Annotated in this window: 21 protein-coding genes; 6 read left to right on the top strand and 15 right to left on the bottom strand. The window is 33.3% G+C overall.

Annotated elements, in window-relative coordinates:
* Positions 1-145: 145 nt before the first annotated feature.
* Both PYW44_RS02610 and PYW44_RS02605 read right to left on the bottom strand, forming a co-directional pair.
* Complete coding sequence (locus PYW44_RS02610) at positions 146-586, bottom strand: DUF805 domain-containing protein (protein WP_021338535.1); 441 nt, start codon at positions 584-586, stop codon at positions 146-148.
* Between the two features lie 127 nt (positions 587-713).
* Positions 714-2333 (bottom strand): M20/M25/M40 family metallo-hydrolase, encoded by a 1620-nt coding sequence (locus tag PYW44_RS02605; protein WP_021338536.1) that lies wholly within the window; start codon positions 2331-2333, stop codon positions 714-716.
* Between the two features lie 265 nt (positions 2334-2598).
* On the opposite strand from PYW44_RS02605, the gene PYW44_RS02600 reads away from it, so the two are divergent.
* The 5 genes from PYW44_RS02600 to PYW44_RS02580 all read left to right on the top strand — a co-directional run bounded on the left by PYW44_RS02600 (position 2599) and on the right by PYW44_RS02580 (position 6936).
* Positions 2599-3111 carry a DUF4242 domain-containing protein gene (locus PYW44_RS02600; RefSeq protein ID WP_021338537.1) on the top strand — a complete coding sequence of 171 codons (513 nt, stop codon included), beginning with the start codon at positions 2599-2601 and terminating at the stop codon, positions 3109-3111.
* Positions 3112-3394: 283 nt separating this feature from the next.
* On the top strand, positions 3395-4135 hold the full coding sequence (locus PYW44_RS02595; protein WP_021338538.1) for an ABC transporter ATP-binding protein: 741 nt from the start codon (positions 3395-3397) through the stop codon (positions 4133-4135).
* A 13-nt stretch (positions 4136-4148) separates the two neighbouring features.
* Positions 4149-5108 (top strand): ABC transporter substrate-binding protein, encoded by a 960-nt coding sequence (locus PYW44_RS02590; RefSeq protein ID WP_021338539.1) that lies wholly within the window; start codon positions 4149-4151, stop codon positions 5106-5108.
* A gap of 5 nt (positions 5109-5113) precedes the next feature.
* The gene (locus tag PYW44_RS02585; RefSeq protein ID WP_021338540.1) at positions 5114-5875 is read left to right on the top strand and encodes an ABC transporter permease; all 762 of its coding nucleotides are present in this window, start codon (positions 5114-5116) and stop codon (positions 5873-5875) included.
* Between the two features lie 14 nt (positions 5876-5889).
* Complete coding sequence (locus tag PYW44_RS02580; protein WP_021338541.1) at positions 5890-6936, top strand: acyl-CoA dehydrogenase family protein; 1047 nt, start codon at positions 5890-5892, stop codon at positions 6934-6936.
* Between the two features lie 246 nt (positions 6937-7182).
* Here PYW44_RS02580 and PYW44_RS02575 read toward each other — a convergent pair whose 3' ends face one another.
* The 10 genes from PYW44_RS02575 to PYW44_RS02530 form a co-directional block, all read right to left on the bottom strand.
* Positions 7183-7944, bottom strand: coding sequence for an alpha/beta hydrolase (locus tag PYW44_RS02575; RefSeq protein ID WP_021338542.1), 762 nt, complete (start codon positions 7942-7944; stop codon positions 7183-7185).
* Between the two features lie 19 nt (positions 7945-7963).
* Positions 7964-8653: an ABC transporter permease gene (locus PYW44_RS02570; protein ID WP_021338543.1), complete on the bottom strand. Its 690-nt coding sequence runs from the start codon at positions 8651-8653 to the stop codon at positions 7964-7966.
* On the bottom strand, positions 8653-9597 hold the full coding sequence (locus PYW44_RS02565) for an osmoprotectant ABC transporter substrate-binding protein (protein ID WP_021338544.1): 945 nt from the start codon (positions 9595-9597) through the stop codon (positions 8653-8655). The genes PYW44_RS02570 and PYW44_RS02565 overlap by 1 nt, the downstream gene beginning before the upstream one ends.
* 15 nt (positions 9598-9612) lie before the next feature.
* Positions 9613-10248, bottom strand: a complete 636-nt coding sequence (locus tag PYW44_RS02560) for an ABC transporter permease (RefSeq protein WP_002506756.1) — start codon at positions 10246-10248, stop codon at positions 9613-9615.
* On the bottom strand, positions 10248-11432 hold the full coding sequence (locus PYW44_RS02555; protein WP_021338545.1) for a betaine/proline/choline family ABC transporter ATP-binding protein: 1185 nt from the start codon (positions 11430-11432) through the stop codon (positions 10248-10250). The genes PYW44_RS02560 and PYW44_RS02555 overlap by 1 nt, the downstream gene beginning before the upstream one ends.
* Positions 11433-11735: 303 nt before the next feature.
* On the bottom strand, positions 11736-12209 hold the full coding sequence (locus tag PYW44_RS02550; RefSeq protein ID WP_021338546.1) for a thioesterase family protein: 474 nt from the start codon (positions 12207-12209) through the stop codon (positions 11736-11738).
* A 1-nt stretch (position 12210) separates the two neighbouring features.
* On the bottom strand, positions 12211-13176 hold the full coding sequence (locus PYW44_RS02545) for a 3-hydroxyacyl-CoA dehydrogenase NAD-binding domain-containing protein (protein ID WP_021338547.1): 966 nt from the start codon (positions 13174-13176) through the stop codon (positions 12211-12213).
* Positions 13173-14063 (bottom strand): beta-keto acid cleavage family enzyme, encoded by an 891-nt coding sequence (locus PYW44_RS02540; protein WP_021338548.1) that lies wholly within the window; start codon positions 14061-14063, stop codon positions 13173-13175. Before PYW44_RS02540 ends, PYW44_RS02545 begins: the two co-directional genes overlap by 4 nt.
* Positions 14064-14255: 192 nt before the next feature.
* Positions 14256-14804 carry a TetR/AcrR family transcriptional regulator gene (locus PYW44_RS02535; RefSeq protein WP_021338549.1) on the bottom strand — a complete coding sequence of 183 codons (549 nt, stop codon included), beginning with the start codon at positions 14802-14804 and terminating at the stop codon, positions 14256-14258.
* Between the two features lie 288 nt (positions 14805-15092).
* On the bottom strand, positions 15093-15692 hold the full coding sequence (locus PYW44_RS02530) for a YdeI/OmpD-associated family protein (protein ID WP_021338550.1): 600 nt from the start codon (positions 15690-15692) through the stop codon (positions 15093-15095).
* Positions 15693-15879: 187 nt separating this feature from the next.
* Between PYW44_RS02530 and PYW44_RS02525 the strand changes: the two genes are divergently transcribed.
* A complete protein-coding gene (locus tag PYW44_RS02525) occupies positions 15880-17253 on the top strand; it encodes an APC family permease (protein WP_064783449.1) in 1374 nt (457 codons plus the stop codon).
* A gap of 192 nt (positions 17254-17445) precedes the next feature.
* Here PYW44_RS02525 and PYW44_RS02520 read toward each other — a convergent pair whose 3' ends face one another.
* The 3 genes from PYW44_RS02520 to PYW44_RS02510 all read right to left on the bottom strand — a co-directional run bounded on the left by PYW44_RS02520 (position 17446) and on the right by PYW44_RS02510 (position 20277).
* Positions 17446-18618 (bottom strand): MFS transporter, encoded by a 1173-nt coding sequence (locus tag PYW44_RS02520; protein WP_021338552.1) that lies wholly within the window; start codon positions 18616-18618, stop codon positions 17446-17448.
* A gap of 235 nt (positions 18619-18853) precedes the next feature.
* The gene (locus PYW44_RS02515) at positions 18854-19627 is read right to left on the bottom strand and encodes an ABC transporter permease (RefSeq protein ID WP_002506747.1); all 774 of its coding nucleotides are present in this window, start codon (positions 19625-19627) and stop codon (positions 18854-18856) included.
* Complete coding sequence (locus PYW44_RS02510) at positions 19627-20277, bottom strand: ABC transporter ATP-binding protein (RefSeq protein ID WP_031265854.1); 651 nt, start codon at positions 20275-20277, stop codon at positions 19627-19629. Before PYW44_RS02510 ends, PYW44_RS02515 begins: the two co-directional genes overlap by 1 nt.
* Positions 20278-20406 lie beyond the last annotated feature (129 nt).

Here is a 20406-nt window from a genome sequence, read left to right as displayed (position 1 = left end):
CTCGCTTTTATGAAAATCTACGAAAAAGAGCGGGAGTATGAAATCCAATTTTGATTTCATACTCCCGCTCTCACAAAGCTAACTAGAAAAAGTTGCACTTCAAGAATAACTGTTATTTAGTTTAACTTACCCATAAGATTTATTTTTATAACCATTTCAATTCTGACTCAGGAACTTCACGTGAAGGTAATAGCGTCTCAACAATCAATATAATCGTACAAATTATTGACACAACATTTAAAAATATTGCAACGCTATTGATTTGTATAATATCAAACAAGATATTAACAAAAATCGATAAAATAATTAAAATGAGTGCAGTAACCCTTTTTCTACCTGCATCATAAAATCTTCTTAACGTCACTGAAACCATAGGTACCATGATTGCTAAAGCAAATATACCAATAAGTGCAGATAAAATCGCTGCGACAATAAAAGCCCCTGTTATAAAGCTAATTGCGCCGATTAACGCTACGATAAAGATGCCAATGATATGAACCAATACTGGTGTCCAGAACTCTAGTCTATCTGATTTCCCTTTAAAGTCAGCATATCTCTTCCAAAAACTTTTATACGCCTCTATCATATTGTTACCACTCCATTTTCTTCTTATGGAATTACCTGTGCAATGAATATATTCACTAATATATCGCACTAACCTATACACTAACAAGCATTAGATTATAAAAATTTATTTAAGAAAAGATTACAAGTTATTCTTGTTCTTTTGCTGACTCAATATAAGAATTAATAATTTGTTCTAAAACAACAGGTAATTCTTCAAATGCACTTTTTTTATGCAAACGTTCACTGACTTTATGTGCGTCTTTACCTATCGGTCCACATAATAATATCGGTGCGCTAATAGCTTGAATAACTTCAAATGGTAGTTGATATGTTTTATTAAAATTAGGCGTATTTTTTTCATAGGCAGCAATTTGTTCCATATCTCCATCAAAGTTCAAATAACTACTATCACTAATACCATTAAAATAGTGAACACGTTCACTTTGACGTTGAAATTGATCGCGTAACGTTCGACGCACTAATTCAACCGTTGACTCAATGCGCTTATCGTAAGACGAATTAACAGCAGGATAATATGGTGTTGCAAAAAATGTCACTACTGCTGGTGCAATATCTTTACAAGTTTGCATTAACGTATCAGCAACGTTGACACTTTGTAAATGTAACTCGTCTGTCTCTTGGATCGCCTTATCGATTTGCATAGTTATATATGCTTCTCCATGTTGTTTAATGGCATATCGCTTTAATTGCTCATATGTGAGCACATTAATTTTCGTATCAAATTCTTTCTCTTGCTCTTCTAATATAGAGAGCCAATCACTTTCACAACGTTCTGTAGCGTGTATTACTGAATCGATAAACTGTCTAAACACATCAGCTGGTTTATTTTTAAAAAGAAAAACATTAAACAATCCTATTGTTCTGAATGGTGTTTGGACATCGTACGCCAATTTATAATCTCTCATATGCAGAGATACTGGAACGGGCGTTGCATCATTTTCAAAAACTTCTCTAAATGCATTGTTGTATTCAATCTCTTGAGTAATATAACTCATCATAAAGTTAGAACTCAAACCATCTAATGGATTACCTACATGCGTTTCTTTGCCATAACATAATACACCAGGCATAATTTTTCCAATTGACCCTGAATATATATAATGCTTTTCATCAGCACCAGCTTGTTGAAAAGTAGGTTCACTATTTAAATGAAGTTGTATATCTAAATGATATTGTTGCTTTAGCTGGGCAATTGCTTCTACTGCTTTGCGCATCCCCGAAGAGTTGACTTCTTCATCTGGCACTGTAACTAAAATTAAATTAATGTCCCATGCTTCAACACTAGCCAATTCAATTAATGAAAGATGCAACATGAGCCCTGCTTTCATATCCATTGTGCCTCGGCCAAATAAATAGGTGTCATTGTTTAAGTCTTCAATTGCTTCTGCATTTAAATAATGATGATTTTGGGAAAATAATGATTTTAATTCATCTGGATTAAACGCATTGCAATGAAAATTACCATAATCTTCTACACCAACAGTGTCATAATGACTAATTAACACAATTGTTTTTGCCGAAGTATTTGCTTGATAAAAGGCAACAACAGCTTCCTTATCATCTTCAGTTTGTGTCAATTGAATATGCTTTTTATGTTCTTGAAAGTATGTAAGTTGTAACAATAGCTGCTTTACGAAGTTTGGAAATGTTAGTTCCCCTTCAGAATTCGTCACTGTTGGATGATTCACTAATCTCTTTAATAAATTCAATCGATTTTCGTATGATTGCCATAGCAATTTCGTCACTTTATCCCCTCCGTTTGTAAGCGTTTTCTCAAGTATAATATGTATTGAAATTCAATAGCAATAGATTTAATTATAAAAACGATATTTTAACGTATTTAATAGTTTCTCAATCGACACTTAGTTACAATTGAATGTTCCTAACTATAATATTCTATAAATTAATTAACAGTTTTCAGAAAATTAAAATTACATGTCATTATATCCTTGTAATCTGATAAGGATTGTTGTATTATTCATGTATTATCAATCTTGGAGGTTAATATTTATGACATTATATTTACTAGAAGCAAATGACTTAGCTTTTGCCTCAACAAAAAGCGAATTAGAAAAGAAAGCAGCTGATTTAACAACTGCTGAAGTACCAACGCTTATCGAAGTACAGGCGACAGAAGACCTTATACACGGATACTTTATCGTTGAAGCTAATGATGATACTGAAGCGAAACAATTTTTAGAAGATGCTTCAATTAATATAAATCTTGTTAAAGAAGTACGTTTAGTTGGTAAAGAATTAGAAGACGTTAAAAAAGGTGATGCACATGTAGATTACCTAGTAACTTGGAATATTCCAGAAGGCGTTTCTATGGATCAATATTTAGCACGTAAAAAGAAAAACTCAGTACATTATGAAGAAGTGCCTGAAGTACAATTCCAACGTACTTACGTTTGTGAAGATATGTCAAAATGTATCTGTTTATACGATGCACCAGACGAAGATGCTGTTCGCCGTGCACGTAAAGCTGTAGATACACCTATCGATGATATCGAGAAAATATAAAGAACTACTTTCTCAATGAAATTGAGATTAGTAGTTCTTATGCAATTGCTTTAGCTATTGTAATCCTTTATTCTAAAAGTGATTTTTAATCACTAGATTTTCTTATGCTAAAGCTATTGTAATCCTTAATTTTGCTTCTCAATGAAATTGAGATTAGTAGTTCTTATGCACTTTTTTCAAAATAAAAAATTAAAACCAATCACTTCACGGGCTATGTGTATGCATAGCCCTTTAGTGTAAGGATAAACCATACTAAAACGATAAGATTAATCGAGGTGTTGTAATGATTCACATTGACCACGTTCAACATCAATTTGGCGATAACCAAGTCATTAATGATTTTGAATTAAATATAGAAAAAAGTAACATCGTAACTTTTATAGGTAAAAGTGGTTGTGGTAAATCGACGTTATTAAATATTATTGGTGGTTTTTTAACACCAACTTCAGGGACAGTAAATATTGATGGAAAAATTAAACAAACACCATCACCTGATTGTTTAATGATATTTCAACACCACAACTTACTTCCTTGGAAAAATATTAACGACAACATACGTATTGGTTTGTCTCAATACATAAGCAATGAAGACATTAATAAACAGTTAAAAACCGTAGATTTAAATCATAAAGGAAAATTATTCCCAGAAGAATTATCCGGTGGTATGAAACAACGTGTTGCGCTTTGTAGAGCACAAGTACACCAACCAAATGTCATTCTCATGGATGAACCTTTAGGCGCTTTAGATGCTTTTACACGTTATAAATTACAAGATCAGCTTGTACGTTTAAAAGAGCGCACAAAAGCAACGATCATTTTAGTTACGCATGATATTGATGAAGCGATTTATCTTTCAGATAATATCGTGCTACTCGGTGAGGGGTGTGAAATTATCAATCAATATAGTATAAAACAATCTCATCCTCGTAACCGCAATGATAGTCATTTACTAAAAGTTAGAAATGATATTATGGAAAAATTTGCGTTAAATCATCATATGGCAGAGCCAGAATATTATTTATAAGGAGTGTTAAAAATTGAAAAAATATATTGCTTTTACTTTAATACTCCTACTTATTCTTTCTGGTTGTAGCCCAAATAAAAATCAAGATAGTCAAAATAGTGACAATAAAAAACAAACTATAAAAATAGGCTATCTTTCAGTAACACATTCAGCAAATTTGATGATGACAGAAGAAATTCAACAAAAGTCTAAAAAATCTGGTTACAAACTTGAACTCATACGTTTTAATAATTGGCCAGACCTTATGGATGCATTGAACAGCGGTAAAATCGATGGTGCATCTACACTGATTGAACTTGCAATGAAATCAAAACAAAAAGGCTCAGATATTAAAGCAGTCGCCTTAGGTCATCACGAGGGCAATGTGATTATGGGACAAAAAGGTAAAGAAGCTTCTGATTTTCACAATCACGGAGAATACAGTTTTGCTATCCCACATCGTTATTCAACACATTATTTATTACTAGAAGAAATGCGAAAGCAAATGAACTTAAAATCTAACACTTTTAGTTATCATGAAATGGCTCCAGCAGAAATGCCTGCAGCGTTAAGCGAAAAGCGAATCTCGGGTTATTCTGTCGCGGAACCATTCGGGGCACTGGGAGAAAAATTAGGTAAAGGCGATACTATAAAGCATGGTAGTGATATCGTTCCAGATGCTTATTGTTGTGCACTCGTACTCAGAAGTGATCTTATTGATCAACATCATACAGTTGCCAAAGCATTCATGTCAGATTATAAACAAGCTGGTTATAAAATGAACAACAAAGAAAAAAGTGTTGATGTCATGGCAAAAAACTTTAAGCAAGATAGAAAAGTTCTAGAACAATCAGCAGAATGGACATCATATGGCGATTTAACAATTAAAAAAGATGGTTACAGTAAAATTACAGATTTAGTAAATGATCATAATCTTTTTAAAGCACCTGCTTATAAAGATTTTGTTGATCCTACGCTATATAAGGAGGGATAAATGAAATGACAGCTAATTTAGTCAAAAAATGGACATTACCAATCATTACTTTCATCATTTTCCTATTTATATGGCAATGCGTAATATGGATTGGAGATTACCAGCCCATTCTTTTACCGGGACCCTTACTAGTAGCAGAAAGTATTTGGCAGTTCATTATTACCGGGGAAATATTCTCACACTTAGGTATTAGTTTATTTCGCTTTATTGTAGGCTTTGGATTTGCAGTTATCGTAGGGGTTCCTGTTGGCTTTTTATTAGGACGCAGTAATGCATTATTTGATGCAATAGAACCGCTATTTCAATTAATTAGACCAGTCTCCCCTATTGCATGGTCGCCGTTCGTCGTTTTATGGTTTGGTATAGGAAGTTTACCGGCGATGGCAATTATATTTATTGCAGCATTTTTCCCAATTGTTTTTAATACAATCAAAGGGATTCGAAATGTGGAACCACAATACTTGAAGATTGCATCTAATTTAAATTTAAAGGGTTGGTCATTATACCGAAACATCCTCTTCCCTGGTGCATTTAAACATATTATGGGCGGTATACATATGGCAGTTGGAACAAGTTGGATATTCTTAGTTTCTGGAGAAATGATTGGTGCACAATCTGGACTTGGATTCTTAATTGTTGATTCACGGAATATGTTGAATTTAGAAGATGTTTTATCTGCCATATTCTTTATTGGGGTATTCGGATTTTTAATTGATCGCCTCATTAGTTATTTAGAGAAAATGATATTAACACGTTTTGGTGAATAAAGGAGAGTATATTTATGAGTTTAAAAACACACATTGAAAACGAATTAGATCCCTATTTAGTAGAAATTGATGACGGTTCACATTATCCTAAAACCTTCATTCAAACTTTATTTAAAGAAGGTTATTTTAAAGAAGATGATGTCAAAGCAAATTCAGAAGTCATCGAAGAAGTATCAAAATCTTGTCTGACAACGGGCTTCTGTTTATGGTGCCAACTGGCATTTTCTACCTATTTACAAAATGCAGAACAACCGCATTTAAATAAAGACTTACAACACCAATTACTATCAGGTGAAATTTTAGGTGCTACTGGATTATCAAATCCGATGAAATCATTTAATGATTTAGAATCATTCAACTTGTCACATCACTATAAGGATGAGCAATTTATTGTGAATGGTAGATTACCTGCGATTAGTAACATTGCTTCAGAGCATTATTTTGGTGCTATTTCTAAATCTGAAACATCAGATGAACTTGTAATGTTTATCGTTCAAGCCAATCAAGAAGGCGTTAATATAAATGAAATGTCTACCTTCTTAGGTGTAAATGGTTCAGCAACATTTTCAATTGAAATGAATGATGTGCACATACCTGAAGCACATATTATTACACACGATGCAAAAACATTCGCATCTAAGATACGTCCACAATTTGTAGCGTTACAAATACCGATTGCATTAGGTTCAGTACGTTCATCACTTGATTTAATTCATAAATTCTCTAATGCACAAAATGGCATTAACAAATATTTAGAATATGATGTTCAAGATTTTGAAGCACGTTATAACAATATAAAAAATCAATTTTACAATTTATTAGATACACATGATTTACACAATCAATTTGGTGACTTGATTGATTTGAAAAAAGAAGCCGGTTATTTACTACTTGAAGTCAATCAAGCATCTATGGTTAACGGGGGTTCTAGAGCATATTCACCTCGTGCACCTCAAGCACGTAAATTAAAAGAAGGCTTTTTCTTTGCAGCGCTAACGCCAACATTAAGACATTTAGGTAAACTACAAGAAGAATTCAAAAGCAGCAATGCTTCAGTTTAATAGCTCAATTCAAAAACAGTAATAACTGTTATATAATAGGAAATTACTTGTTGATATTTTTATTTTTAAGTAATAGCAGTTATTGGGGCGACTTCTGACTAGTTAATAAAGCATTAGCTGGAAACTACAGGATGAGGTGTACCCGCGAAAAACGTGCACAAAAAATTAGACAAAGTCTGAGACTTTGTCTACATACTAAAATAGCGAACAACTGTGTAAATACAGTTGTTCGCTATTTTTCTGTTACTATGCTTTAACAAACCATTCGATTGCACGTTTAATACTTTGATCCCAATAAGCATAATCATGTTCGCCAGGTCCATCCTCAAATTGATATGGAACTGCTTTTTCATCTAAGTACTTGATAAATTGTTGATTATCTTCATGCAATTCATCTTCTGTGCCACACATGATGAGTAACTCCGGAATAGCTTTATTTTGGTCTACTGCTTGATCGACTAAATGATATGGATCTAAGTCAGTACCTTTAACTCTTTTACTTGTTCCTGCTATAGCTTCACCTGAGAAATCATACCAATCAAAATCCATAAGATGTTGACCATTAAACACTGCTGATAACGGACAAGCTTTAGCAAAACGATGTCCTTGTGATAAAGCATATTTAATGGTGCCATAGCCACCCATAGAATGCCCAGCAATAAAATTATCTTCTCTTTTATCAGATAATGGTAAAATTTGATGCGCATAATCTAACACTTCTAATACATAATCAAAATAGTTATGGCCATAAACCATGTTACTATATCCACTATGGTCCGCATTTGGCATAATGACAGCTAATTGATGCGTATTAGCATAACGTTCAATACTTGTGTAACGCATATAAGAAGTTTCATCACTTGAAAGACCATGTAGTAATAATAAAGTTTTCAATGGTTTCGGTTGTGCTGCTTTATTAAAATAACTTTTATCTTCCGGTAAAATCACCATAAAATGATGATGCATACCTATTGTTTTAGAATTATAATTAATTGATAAAATTGCCAACTTTAATCACTACCCTTTATTAATTAACACTTTGTGGCTTATGCTTTTCTTTTTTCTGTGTTTTGTTAGAAGGATCTAAACGTTTTTCTAAAAATCTCAATCCAACGTCAATTAGAATTGCGATTAATGCAATTGGAATTGCACCTGCAAGAATAAACGTTGTGCCATCTGTTGCGTTTGTACCACGAATAATAATGTCACCTAAAGTTGGTGCTCCAATAAATGACCCAACTGCTACAACACCAATTGCTACAACAAGTGCGATTCTTAAACCACCTAAAATTACAGATAAAGACAACGGTAACTCAATTAAACGTAACACTTGGTTTCGTGTCATACCCATACCTTTACCAGCATCTTTAATGTTTGCATCAACGCCAATAATACCTGTAAAAGTATTTTTAATTATAGGTAATAATGCGTATAAGAACACTGTTAAAACAACTGTATTTGGACCTAAGCCCATCACTAACATTAAAATTGCTAACATCGCAATAACTGGTACAGTCTGTATAATATTGGCAATTGTAATAATCGTCCATGATAATTTTTTATATCTAGCAATGATAATCCCCAATGGAATACCTACAATTGCTGCAAATAAAACGCCATATACTGACATTAATAAATGCTTAATGAATAAATCCCATAGGTAGCCAAAGTTGACTGAATAATATTCGACTAATTGCTGTAATAAATTACCTTCCATTAGTTTTGACCACCTTTCTTATCGTCTTCAAAATAGTTGTGTGCTTTCAAGAATTTTTCAGCTACAACAGCTGGTTCTTGACCTTCACCATCTGCTTGATAATTAAGCTTTTGCATTTCTTCTGTTGATATTTTGCCCTTCAACTTATTAATAATTGGTTTTAATTTTGGATGTTTTTCTAATAAACTATTCGTTGCTACTGCACTCGAATCGTATGGTGGGAAAAAGCGTCTATCGTCTTCAAGTACTTTTAAATCGTACCCCTCAATACGTCCATCCGTTGAATAACCAACTGCTACTTCTAAGTTTTTTGAATTTAAGGCATCATATACAAGTCCGATTTGCATTGGACGTACTGTATCAAAGTCAAACCCATATTCTTTCGTAAATCCTGGATAACCGTCACCTTCACGATGTAACCACGAACTGTCCACGCCAAGTCTTAACTCATCACTATGTTTTTCTAAATCTGAAACAGTTTCTAAATTATATTTCTCAGCTGTTTCTTTAGTAACCATAAATGCGTATGTGTTCGCAAAACCATATGAATCAAAGAATGTTTGATCAAATTTCTTTTGGAACCCATCTTGAGTCGCTTCCATCGCTTTTTCAGGATCTTTTATTGGATCTTCTTTTAAAGCACCTGTTAAATCTGTGCCATTATATCTTGCCCCTGACATATTTGCATCACCATTCACTAAAGCATTATGTTGAATGGTACTTGAACCTAAATTGTTAATTAATGATGGTTTAATCTGACCATCTGTAGCATGTTCTATTAAAAGTCTCAACATATGAGACATAATTTGTGATTCACTCGTTGCAAGTGCTGTAATTTTAACTTCATTATCTGAGCTGCTACCACTTAAACCAGGTAAACTACATCCAGATAACACCGTCAGACACAGTACAAGCACGATACTATACTGTTTAAACTTCTTCATAATGTCCTCCTTTTATTATCTGGATACTTTTAAGCCTTTTGGAACAGCCCATTTTTCGACTAATGAAAGTAATACATCTACAACTAAAGCTAAAATTGTTACAAGTATAGCTGCACTTACAATCATCAATGGATCATATAAATTTAAACCGTTAAATACAAAGTCACCTAAGCCGCCTGCACCAACATAACTTGCTAGCGTCGCCCAACTGATTACATATACAGATGATAATCGAATACCACCTAATATAAGTGGTAAAGCTAACGGTAATTCAATATCTTTCATAAGTTGTAACTTGGTCATTCCCATACTTGTGCCAGCTTCTTTAATATTAGTGTCGATGTTTTTGACGCCTAACACAGTATTATTCAATATTGGTAAAAGTACATAGATAAATAATGCTACAATTGCAGGTAATTTCCCCACGCCAAATATTGGTATCATGATAGCTAATACCGCAAGTGTTGGTATTGTTTGAAGTACACCAGCAATTGTGAGTACGATATTTGAAGTTCTTTTCATTTTGGATAAGATAATACCTAATGGAACAGCCACTACGATAGCGATTAACAATGCGATCATTGAGATATAAAAGTGTTCAGCTGTTTTTGATATCAGTTGCCCACCATATTGCTCTATGAAAACTTTCATTATTTATCAGCTCCTACATTTTCGGGCTCTACTATTGCATTTTGATCCGCATTTTCATCTTCGTCTATTTCGCCCCAAATACTGTCATAAACAATATCCACTAGGTTTGCTCTCGTAACTAATCCAATTAATGTTTCACCATCTTTATCCACTACCGGAACGTTTCTTACATTTCGTTTTAAAATTGTACGTACTGAATCTTGCAATTTACTGTCTATTCTTACTCTATAAATATCACGTTGCATCGTATCGATAAGCTCTTTGTTTGAACGTAATCCTTGGTTAATGTCTTCAATATCTAAGTAACCTAGTAATCTATTGTTATTACCTACCACAAAAATAGTATCTACACGACGTTCTCTCATGACTTTAACTACTTCGTTCAGTGAACGATCTGCGTGTACAGTTACTGGTTTAATCATTGCATCTTTAACTGTACGCATATTTGGACGATCTTGAATTAATCTATTTTGGCCAATAAAATCACGTACGAAATCGTTTGCAGGATGACGTAAAATATTATCTGGTGTATCAAATTGTATAACTTGTCCTTCAGACATAATACAAATTTTGTCTGCTAGCTTAATCGCTTCATCCATATCATGCGTAACAAAAACAAATGTTTTACCTAATTTTTGTTGTAATTCTTTCACTAAATCTTGTAATGTATCTCTTGTAATCGGGTCTAATGCACCAAATGGTTCATCCATTAAGATGACATCTTGTTCAGCAGCTAATGCACGCACTACCCCAATACGTTGTTGCTGTCCCCCAGATAATTGAGATGGATATCTATCTAAAAACTCTTCTGGTAAATCTACGAGTTTAATTAATTCTTTCGCTTTACGTTCTTTCTTTTCTTGAGACCATTTTAATAATTTCGGTACTAAAACGATATTTTCTCTGATTGTCATATGAGGCATGAGTCCTATTTGTTGAATTACATAACCAATTTTTCTACGTAATTCTACTGGATTCATTTTGCGGACATCTTTGCCATTAATTGTTATTTGTCCCTCAGTAGCTTCTATCATTCTGTTGATCATTCTTAAAGCAGTAGTTTTACCACTACCACTTGTTCCTATAAACGCAATAAATTCACCAGATTCAATATCTAATGATATATTATCTACAGCTTTCTTCCCACCGCCGTAGACTTTTGATAAGTTTTTAATACTTAACATGGTTCAATTCCTTTCTATGTACATATTTTAAATTAAAAATATTTCATAATAAATTTAGGACTATCTGTGGATGTTATACAAATTCTAAAATAAGTAACAACATAGCTACAAATAGCCCTAATTTATTCGTTTTGGTTGTTAAAAAACAAATCAATTATATAATAAATTAAAATTTGATTTTGTTACCCTATACAATAAGATACCTTAATTAATAAAAATAAACAATTTATACTTATGAGTTTTGTTACTTTAAACATTCAATAAACATTGTTAATCAATCGTTTCAAATTGATTTCAATTATACTATTTATGCTTAATGCCAATAAGATGACCAAGCTCTTGAGGCTTATTTTCAATCGTATTTATAGTAGCTAAATCTTCAATCGCTTTTTTTATCATTTCTGGAAATACTTCGGGCTTATCTATAGCTGTATTCATTCCCATGAGCATTACTTCATAAGTTGCACAACGAGATTGATTTGCATCTCTTAACGTCATAAACACATGTAAACGTTTCGCATCATAATCATATAGCTCAACATTAACCGAGATTAACTCATCTACTTTAATTTCTTTTAAATACATTACATGATTTTCTAAAGTAAACACTGTGTATTGGCTTTGTGCTATCGTCTCTTTATCTAGTCCTAGATAGGCAAGCCAAGCATCTGTCGCATCACTAAAAACACGATTATATTCAGCATCATTCATATGACCATTGTGGTCTACCCAAATATCTTTCACTTTAGTCGTATATTCAAACTGTGAATGTATCATATTAATACACCGAAGGGCTTGTGGCTTTTTTCATTGATGGTGTATCTTCTGGCCAATATTCTTCTGCTAATTTTTTTACTTTGATTAAGAATTCGTTGCGTTTCTGATCAAGCTCTGACATTGTTTGGCCTTGTGATGATGCTTCACATCCATTAACGACTTCTTCATATAAATCTTTCGTTAATTCTGGTGCTACTAATTTAGTCCATGGTTTTTTCAAAGCTGGGCCAAATTGTTTTAACATGTGGCGCATCCCACCTTCTCCACCTGCCAAATGGAAAGTCATGAACGGTCCGTATTGTGCGTAACGCAATCCTGCTGCATGCGTGAATGCTTTATCTACTTCTTCTGTAGTAGCTATGCCATCATTTACAATATGCAATGCTTCTCTCCAAAGTGCTTCCATTAATCTATCAGCAATATGACCTTCTATTTCATGTCTTACATGCAGTACGTCCATGCCGATACCTTCATAAGCTTGTTCAGCTTTTACTGTCGTTGCTTCCGCAGTTAATTGTCCTGGAACAATTTCTACAAGTGGTAAAATATATACCGGATGGAATGGATGAGCTACAACTAAACGCTCTGGATGTTGTAAGTTTCGCTGTAACTCTGAAGGTTTAATACCTGAAGTGCTTGAACCTATTGTTGCATCAGGTCGTGCATAAAAGTCTATTTCAGTCAGTACTTGCTCTTTTAATGATTCAATTTCAGGCACATTTTCTTGTATATGATCTGCTTCTTTAACAGCTTCTTCTAAATAAGGTGTAAATGTAAGATTTTCTAATGAAGCACCTTCTGCTAAGCCAAGTTCTTGGGCAAATGGCCAATTTTGTTTTACTTGTTTCAACATTCTTTCATATGCGCCTTCACTTGGATCAGTAGCGATTACTTCATGACCATGTGCTAACATTCTTGTAATCCATCCACTACCAATAACGCCTGTACCTACAACTGCGAATTTCATTTTGCCCCTCCTTGTGGATCTCTAAGTTGATATTTTTCACGCGCTTCAGCTGGCGTCATTGGTTCTATATCTAAACCTTTTAATATTTCTACAGCCTTTTCAACGAGTTGTTCATTAGTGGCTTTGACACCTTTTTCCAAATATAAATTATCTTCTAATCCCACACGTACATTGCCTCCACGTTTAGCCGCTTCTTCTACTGTTGGAAATTGCATTCTGCCAATGCCAAATGCTGACCAGTGTGCATTTTCAGGTATACGTGTCTTAAAGTATTCTATTGTTTCGGCGTCATTTTCTGCTCCCCAAGGAATGCCAAGACAGAATTGGAACATTGGTTCTCCTTCGATTAAACCTTCATTTATAAGTTGCTTAGCAAATGATATATGACCACTGTCAAAACACTCTAACTCAGGTTTCACCCCAGCTTCTTTAACAAGTTGTGCTTGTTCTCTTAACCAACCTGCTGGACTTAAATAAAGCGTGTCACCCATATTGACACTACCACAGTCTAGGGTACACATTTCTGGTAATAATGCGCCTACAGGTTCGTGTCTTTCTTTTGGTGTTTGCATGTCTGTTCCTTTTGCACCAGTATATGGATCTTCTAGATTCGGGATGAAGTCTCCTCCTCCACCAGAAGTAATATTTATAACAATATCTTCGTCTGCTTCTCTAATTAATCTCACAGCTTCTTTAAAAAATTCAACGTTATGACTAATGCCACCTGTTTCTGGGTCTCTAGCATGTATATGTGCCACAGTCGCTCCTGCTTTTGCACATTTTATCGCTGAATCAGCAATCTCTTGTGGTGTTACAGGAACATTTTTATTTTTTTCTGTAGTATCTCCAGCACCTGTTATAGCTGCTGTTAGCATAACTTTCTTCATTAATATAAACCTCCAACAGAGTTTTTAATACATCGATTAGTGTACCAACCAGACGGTTTAGTTTCAACCTTATAAAATATAAAAAAAGGGACTAATCAATTTTTAATCATTGATTATCCCTATATTATCAGTGCTTTACATGAAATTTTCATTTAATTATTTTTTTATAATTTCTATTTTTATCGACCCTTTTTAATCGATTTTTTCATTTTTAGTATAAGTTGTTAGTCTTTCTAAAACTTCAGCTCGCATCGAATCATCTATGGCATCTAAACCAAATATTTCAGACAGCCATAGCCCATCGACTGCCATTCGAATAATTGTCGCATCAACTTTGTCTAATCCATCATTTTCAATATTAAATTGCCATTCTTTATATGTGTCTTGTAAAGGTAATAATAAATTACTATTTATACCTTGTGCAGCTAACATTCCTGAAGTGATAGATGCATTTTCCGAACTGTATTCGCGTGTAGCATCTATAAATGCGCGTATCCATTTACCTTGTTGTTGGTCATCACTTTGCACATGTTTATCAACGTTAATTCGATAAATTTCGTCTGCATGATCGACAAGTCCTTGAATTAATGCAAATTTGTTTTTGAAATGATACAACAAGCCACCTTTACTTACGCCTGCTTTCTTAGCAACAGCATCCAAAGTTAAATATTCACTGCCTTGTTCATTAACGATAGATGCAGCTGCCTCTAGTAATTGTATCCGTTTAGAAACTCTTGGCATTAATACACCTTCTCTCTAAAAGTACGTTACGAGTTGATATCTCATAACACTTTTTATATTCGAGCAAACTATAAACGATAATTGTTAAAGTTGCAACTGTATCTTTTTATTATTAATTAAAATAATGACCGTTAAACAAGCGATATGAACTAAATACACGTTTTATTTTATTTATATTAAATATGAATAACTCTTAAAAATCATTCTACACTTTTTTCAACTTACTTAAATTATGTTGCTATTTTTCTAGACTTATTCTGTTATTTTAATATCAACTTCAAGTCTATATTATTTATCATCTATACCCTTACCTTCTAAAATATGATCCACATATTTTTCAACACGTTTTTCACGTGTTGTCGCTCTTTTAGCTTGTCCGATATGGAACATGTACTGTCTCTGTCTACCGGGTGTTAAATTATAAAATGCTTCTTCAAGTTGAGGGCTGTCATTTAATTTTATTTGTAGTTCTTCTGGCATTTCATAGTCTGCTGTTTTTTTCATTGGCACTTGCTTGCCTGATTTTTCAATTCTTATTGCTTCTTCAACATACCATTTAATTTCATCTCTTCGGTTTTCAACTTCTTCTAGGCTTTCAAAGCGCAACTGTCTTGCAGCTTGAACATTTTTCGTTTGTTGAATAAGTGATTGATATGGGTCTTCCATGATAGATCCTTTTTCAAAAAGCAAAGCACAATAATGTTTAAAATCTTGAATAATCACAACATTTTTATTCTCTAACGTGTAACAAGGGTGCATCCATTTATAATCTTCCACTAATTCAGTTTCTCGAATAATTTCACGCATTATTTTAAATTCATCTTGCCATTGTTTTAATCTATCAATAAATGCATTTACTTTAATATGATCATCGTGTTCATTAGTCATAAAAATTACACCTCTTTATAATTAATTTATTTATATTTATTCTACTATGAAATGATTAATTTTATCTAGATTTAATCTTTTTAATATTTATGTTAAGTTTTCCGATTGATATAATATGAATTGAATGGTTGTTATGGTATGATTTTTTTATTATTTAGACTATTACATAGAATATGAGGTGATTTTAATGCAACAAGCAACAAATTTAAAAAAAGTACTAGGTTTAACTGACGTCTTGGGTATAGCTATCGGGCAAATCATAGGTGCTGGGGTCATGTCACTTACTGGAATTGGTATACAGATGACTGGTAGTGGCATAACACCTGCATTTATTTTATCTGCCATCATCACCTTACTTACGATGCTCCCTATCGCAATATTAGGTTCGACATTACCTACTACTGGCGGAATGTATCAATACACTAGTCGTTTATTGTCTCCAAAGACAGGCATTTTTTGGTTATTATTATTTATCTTTTTACAGATCACGTTGTCATTATATGCATTATCATTCGCACAATATTTAGAAGGTCTTTTCCCTGGAGTACCGGTTAGGACTGTCGCCTTCTCATTATTAACTATTTTATTTATCGTAAATATCGTTGGTATTAAATCTGCCTCTATTATTGGAAATATTATGGTAGTCACTTTAATAGTGGCTTTGTCTTGCTTTATCATATTTGGTGTTCCACATGTTAACTTTGGTGTATTTAATACGAAATCTATGCTCCCAGATGGTTTCACCGGCTTCTTTACTGCTGTAGGCCTTGTTTCTTTTGCGACTGGTGGTGCTCAAGTAGTTGCTGAACTTGGTGGAGAAATGAAAAACCCTAAAAGGGACATTCCCATTGTTATTATTGTTGCTACTATATTTGTCGGATTATTATACGCATTTATTGCCTCAATTGCAGTAGGTGTATTACCTATTCCAGAAGTAGCAGGTAGACCTTTAACGAGTGTCGCAAAAGAAGTATTACCAACCCCGGTATTTATCTTCTTTATGGTTGGTGGCGCGATGTTTGCTTTAGCAACAACACTTAATTCGACTTTTACTTGGGTAACAAAAAGTTTATTAGTGGCAATTCACGATGGTTATTTACCTAAATATTTAGGTAGCGTAAACAAACGGTTTGGTACACCTCATTGGCTATTACTTATCTTTTACATTATTGGTGCATTGCCTATTATTACAGGTATGTCTTTAGATGTTGTTGCACAACTTGGTACAGGCATTTCTCTAATTGTATTTGCATTTCCAGCCTTAGCTGTGACACAATTGCCAAAAAAATATCCTGAAGCATATAAACACTCCCCATTTAAAGTGCCTTATCCTATCCTAGTGACAATTGCTATAAGTGCAATTATAGTCTTGCTATGCCAATCTTATTTGCTAATTTCAGATTTAAAATTAGGTTATATCATAGGCACCTTTATATATATTATTATCTCAGCATTTATTGCTCATTTCTCAAATAAAAAAGCGCATTTAAACATTAGTGAAATACAACTAAATTCTAAGCAAATCCCCGAAAAACAAATCAACTTTTCTAATAATCTATAATTTAATAAAAATGAGGACGGGCACATGACATCAATTTTTCAATCGACATGTGTCCGTCCTCATTACTGTTTGACTTCCCAAAACTCTGTTTTCTGCTTAAAATAAAATATTAATTTACATATAACAAAAGCTTATTTATCACTAATTTTTGTGAGCCAATCAGCTATTTTTGATACTCTGAATTAAAGTTACTTACGCTTTATTATATTTTGCTACTTTTTTTAAACTTATAACCAATATAAGTGCCACTAGAGCAATGGTAGCACTAAAGTAAGTTACAGCTAAAACATCTATTTTCGAAACAACTAAACCACCTATGATACCACCGATGCCAATACCGGCATTTAAGCTCGACATATTCCAACTCATCACTTGACTTGTATCCCCGTCAACGTGTTCAATGATACCACTCTGAACTGCCGGATTTGTACTCCATTGCATAATGTTCCAAATAAAGATAACCATTAATAGCAAGCCAGTACCTGGTAAGAAAACATTCAATACTAACATCATAAGAATAAATATTGAAGTTGCAATCGTTAACCAGCGCTTACTTGTTAATTTATCTGATAGTACTCCACCCATCGAAGTTCCTATTACACCTGCAATACCATTGATTAATAAAGCTATAGAGACAAATGATAAATCATGACCACTGGACAACATTAACGGATTAATGTAGATAAATGTAACGGAATTCGCTACTAATAATAGGAATGTAATCCCTAAATATTTTGTGATTTCTGCAGGTCTTAAGATTTTAGAATAACTACTGCCACGTTTTTGACTACTTGTGCTTGTTGTAGATGCTTTAAACTCTGGATCAGGTACATAAAAGTACATAAGAATACCAACAAGTATACTTACAACTACTATAAATAGAAACGTAAATCTCCAACCAACTAAGTCACCAATAATTGTTCCAATAGGCACACCGAATACGTTAGCACCACTAAAACCTGAATAAACGATACCTATCATTTTCCCACGATGTTGAGGCGCCGTTAATAAAGCTGTTAATGCTAGTATCTTCACTACAATTAAAGCTGCAGCTGCTGAAGATAAAATGCGTCCAAATACTAAAATAGTAAAATCAGGGGCAACTGCAATAATTACGTTCCCTAACATAAACATTACTAATGCCCATAATAAAACTGGTCTTGGTGAAAAACGATTTGTAACTTTAACCAAAATCGGTCCTGCAATAGCAAAGGTAATTGCATATAAAGTTACTAACTGACCAATAATTGCTTCAGAAACACCTAAATCATTACTCATTAAATTCATAATCCCAGCAACCATCATTTCAACCATACCTACAATAAATATGCTCAAAATAAATGTTGCAATTCGCATAGCTGACATACGTTTCACTCCTTTCTTTTATTTCGTTGCAATTTTTACATAACCACTATATTATAAACCATTCGTCAACAGGTTTGAATATATTTACTTGGTGCCACCTCTAACGTATTAATAACATTTAACAATTCACAAAGTACCGCAATATTCATTAATTAGCTCATAAAGTTAAAAACAACAATGAATAAAGGGAACATCTTATTTTAGATGCTCCCTGACTGAGTTTCTTCTATAAAAATTAGCGTTGTTCAACATGCAAGTGACGTCCTATCAATTGATTGCGATGATTAAAAAATTGTTTGTAGCTTAAGTATGTAGCAATTAGTGCTGACATGATTGTTGCTGTTGTATGAATAAATACAACCATCAATTGAAATTTCACAGCTTCTAATGGGTCAACACCACCAATAATTAACCCTGTCATCATACCAGGTATAGATACAATACCATATGTTTTAACAGAATCTATTGTTGGGACGATTGCTGTCTTTACACTTTCTCGTATTGTCGTTTTTGAAGAAAGTTTCGGTGTAGCACCTAGCGCTAATTTAGCTTCAATTCTACTCATCTCTTTAACAAATTCTCTATCTAAATTCTGATAAGCCAAATTAATAGCAATTAGTCCATTACTTCCAAGCATACCTGCAATCGGAATGACTTCATTAGGCTTGAATTGAATAGCACCTGTTATGATGACGCCTGCTAATGGTAATGCAACACCAATAAATATTGCTGCAAAAGATATCCAAAACACATGATGCATCACTGGTGATGCTCTACTGATTGTATTCCAGGAAGCATTAATAATGATAATAAATACAAATAGTAAGAGTAACCATTTTTGGTTAACATCAAATATAAAGTGCAAAAGATACCCTAAAATAACAAGTTGAACGACAGCTCGTGTTGTTGCCACGAGTAAATCTTTAATAATATGTAATTTTTCTTTATAAGAGACAATCATGGGAAAGATTAGGAGTAACCCTGTTAACACTAAAGCTGTTGTACTCATTATAAATCCTCCTGTTTGTCTATTTTGCCATCAACAATTCGAATTCTTTTTTGAAAATGTCTAATACTCTGATTCGTACTATGTGTAATCCATAAAATTGCAACACCTTCATCAGCAAGCTTGAAAATGAGGTCTTCTACTTTCTCACTATTTTGCGTATCCAATGCACTTGTTGCTTCATCTAATAATAGTATTTGAGGTTTATACATTAATTGTCTAGCAATTGTAATACGTTGTCTTTCTCCACCTGATAGATGCTCTACACTTGTATTAAAATTATAGTGACCTAAACCAACAGCTTTTAATAACTTCTTAGCTCTTTTACGATCAAATTTGTCCTCTCGAACTACAGCAGGAAATGCCATATTATCGCCTATTGTAAGATCAAACAAATCACTTTCTTGTAATAAATAACTAATGTCCATACGTAATGATTCAGGTTTAATTTGTTCATAAGCTTTGCCATTAAAATATATGTCACCCTGCGTTGGACTAATTAAATTATTAAGCAACCGCAACAATGTACTTTTACCGCTTCCAGAAGGTCCTATAATAGCAATTGTATCTCCCTTTTCTATTTTCAAATTGATATTATCGATGATGTATCTATTGCCTATTTTGTAAGAAACATTTTTAACTTCTAACATCATCTGCCCTCCTTAAATTATAAATCATTTCATCTTATTTATTCCCTAAATCAATTATTTTAATAGCCTTTTCATGCAATGCGTTGGGATCAGACGTTCACCTAATAATTAATATGTCATTCAACAAATTTC

This window comes from Staphylococcus equorum (genome assembly GCF_029024965.1).
In the GTDB taxonomy this organism is placed as follows: domain Bacteria; phylum Bacillota; class Bacilli; order Staphylococcales; family Staphylococcaceae; genus Staphylococcus; species Staphylococcus equorum.
Note: the sequence above shows the minus strand (reverse complement) of the source record. Positions and strands in the feature narration are given on the sequence as shown.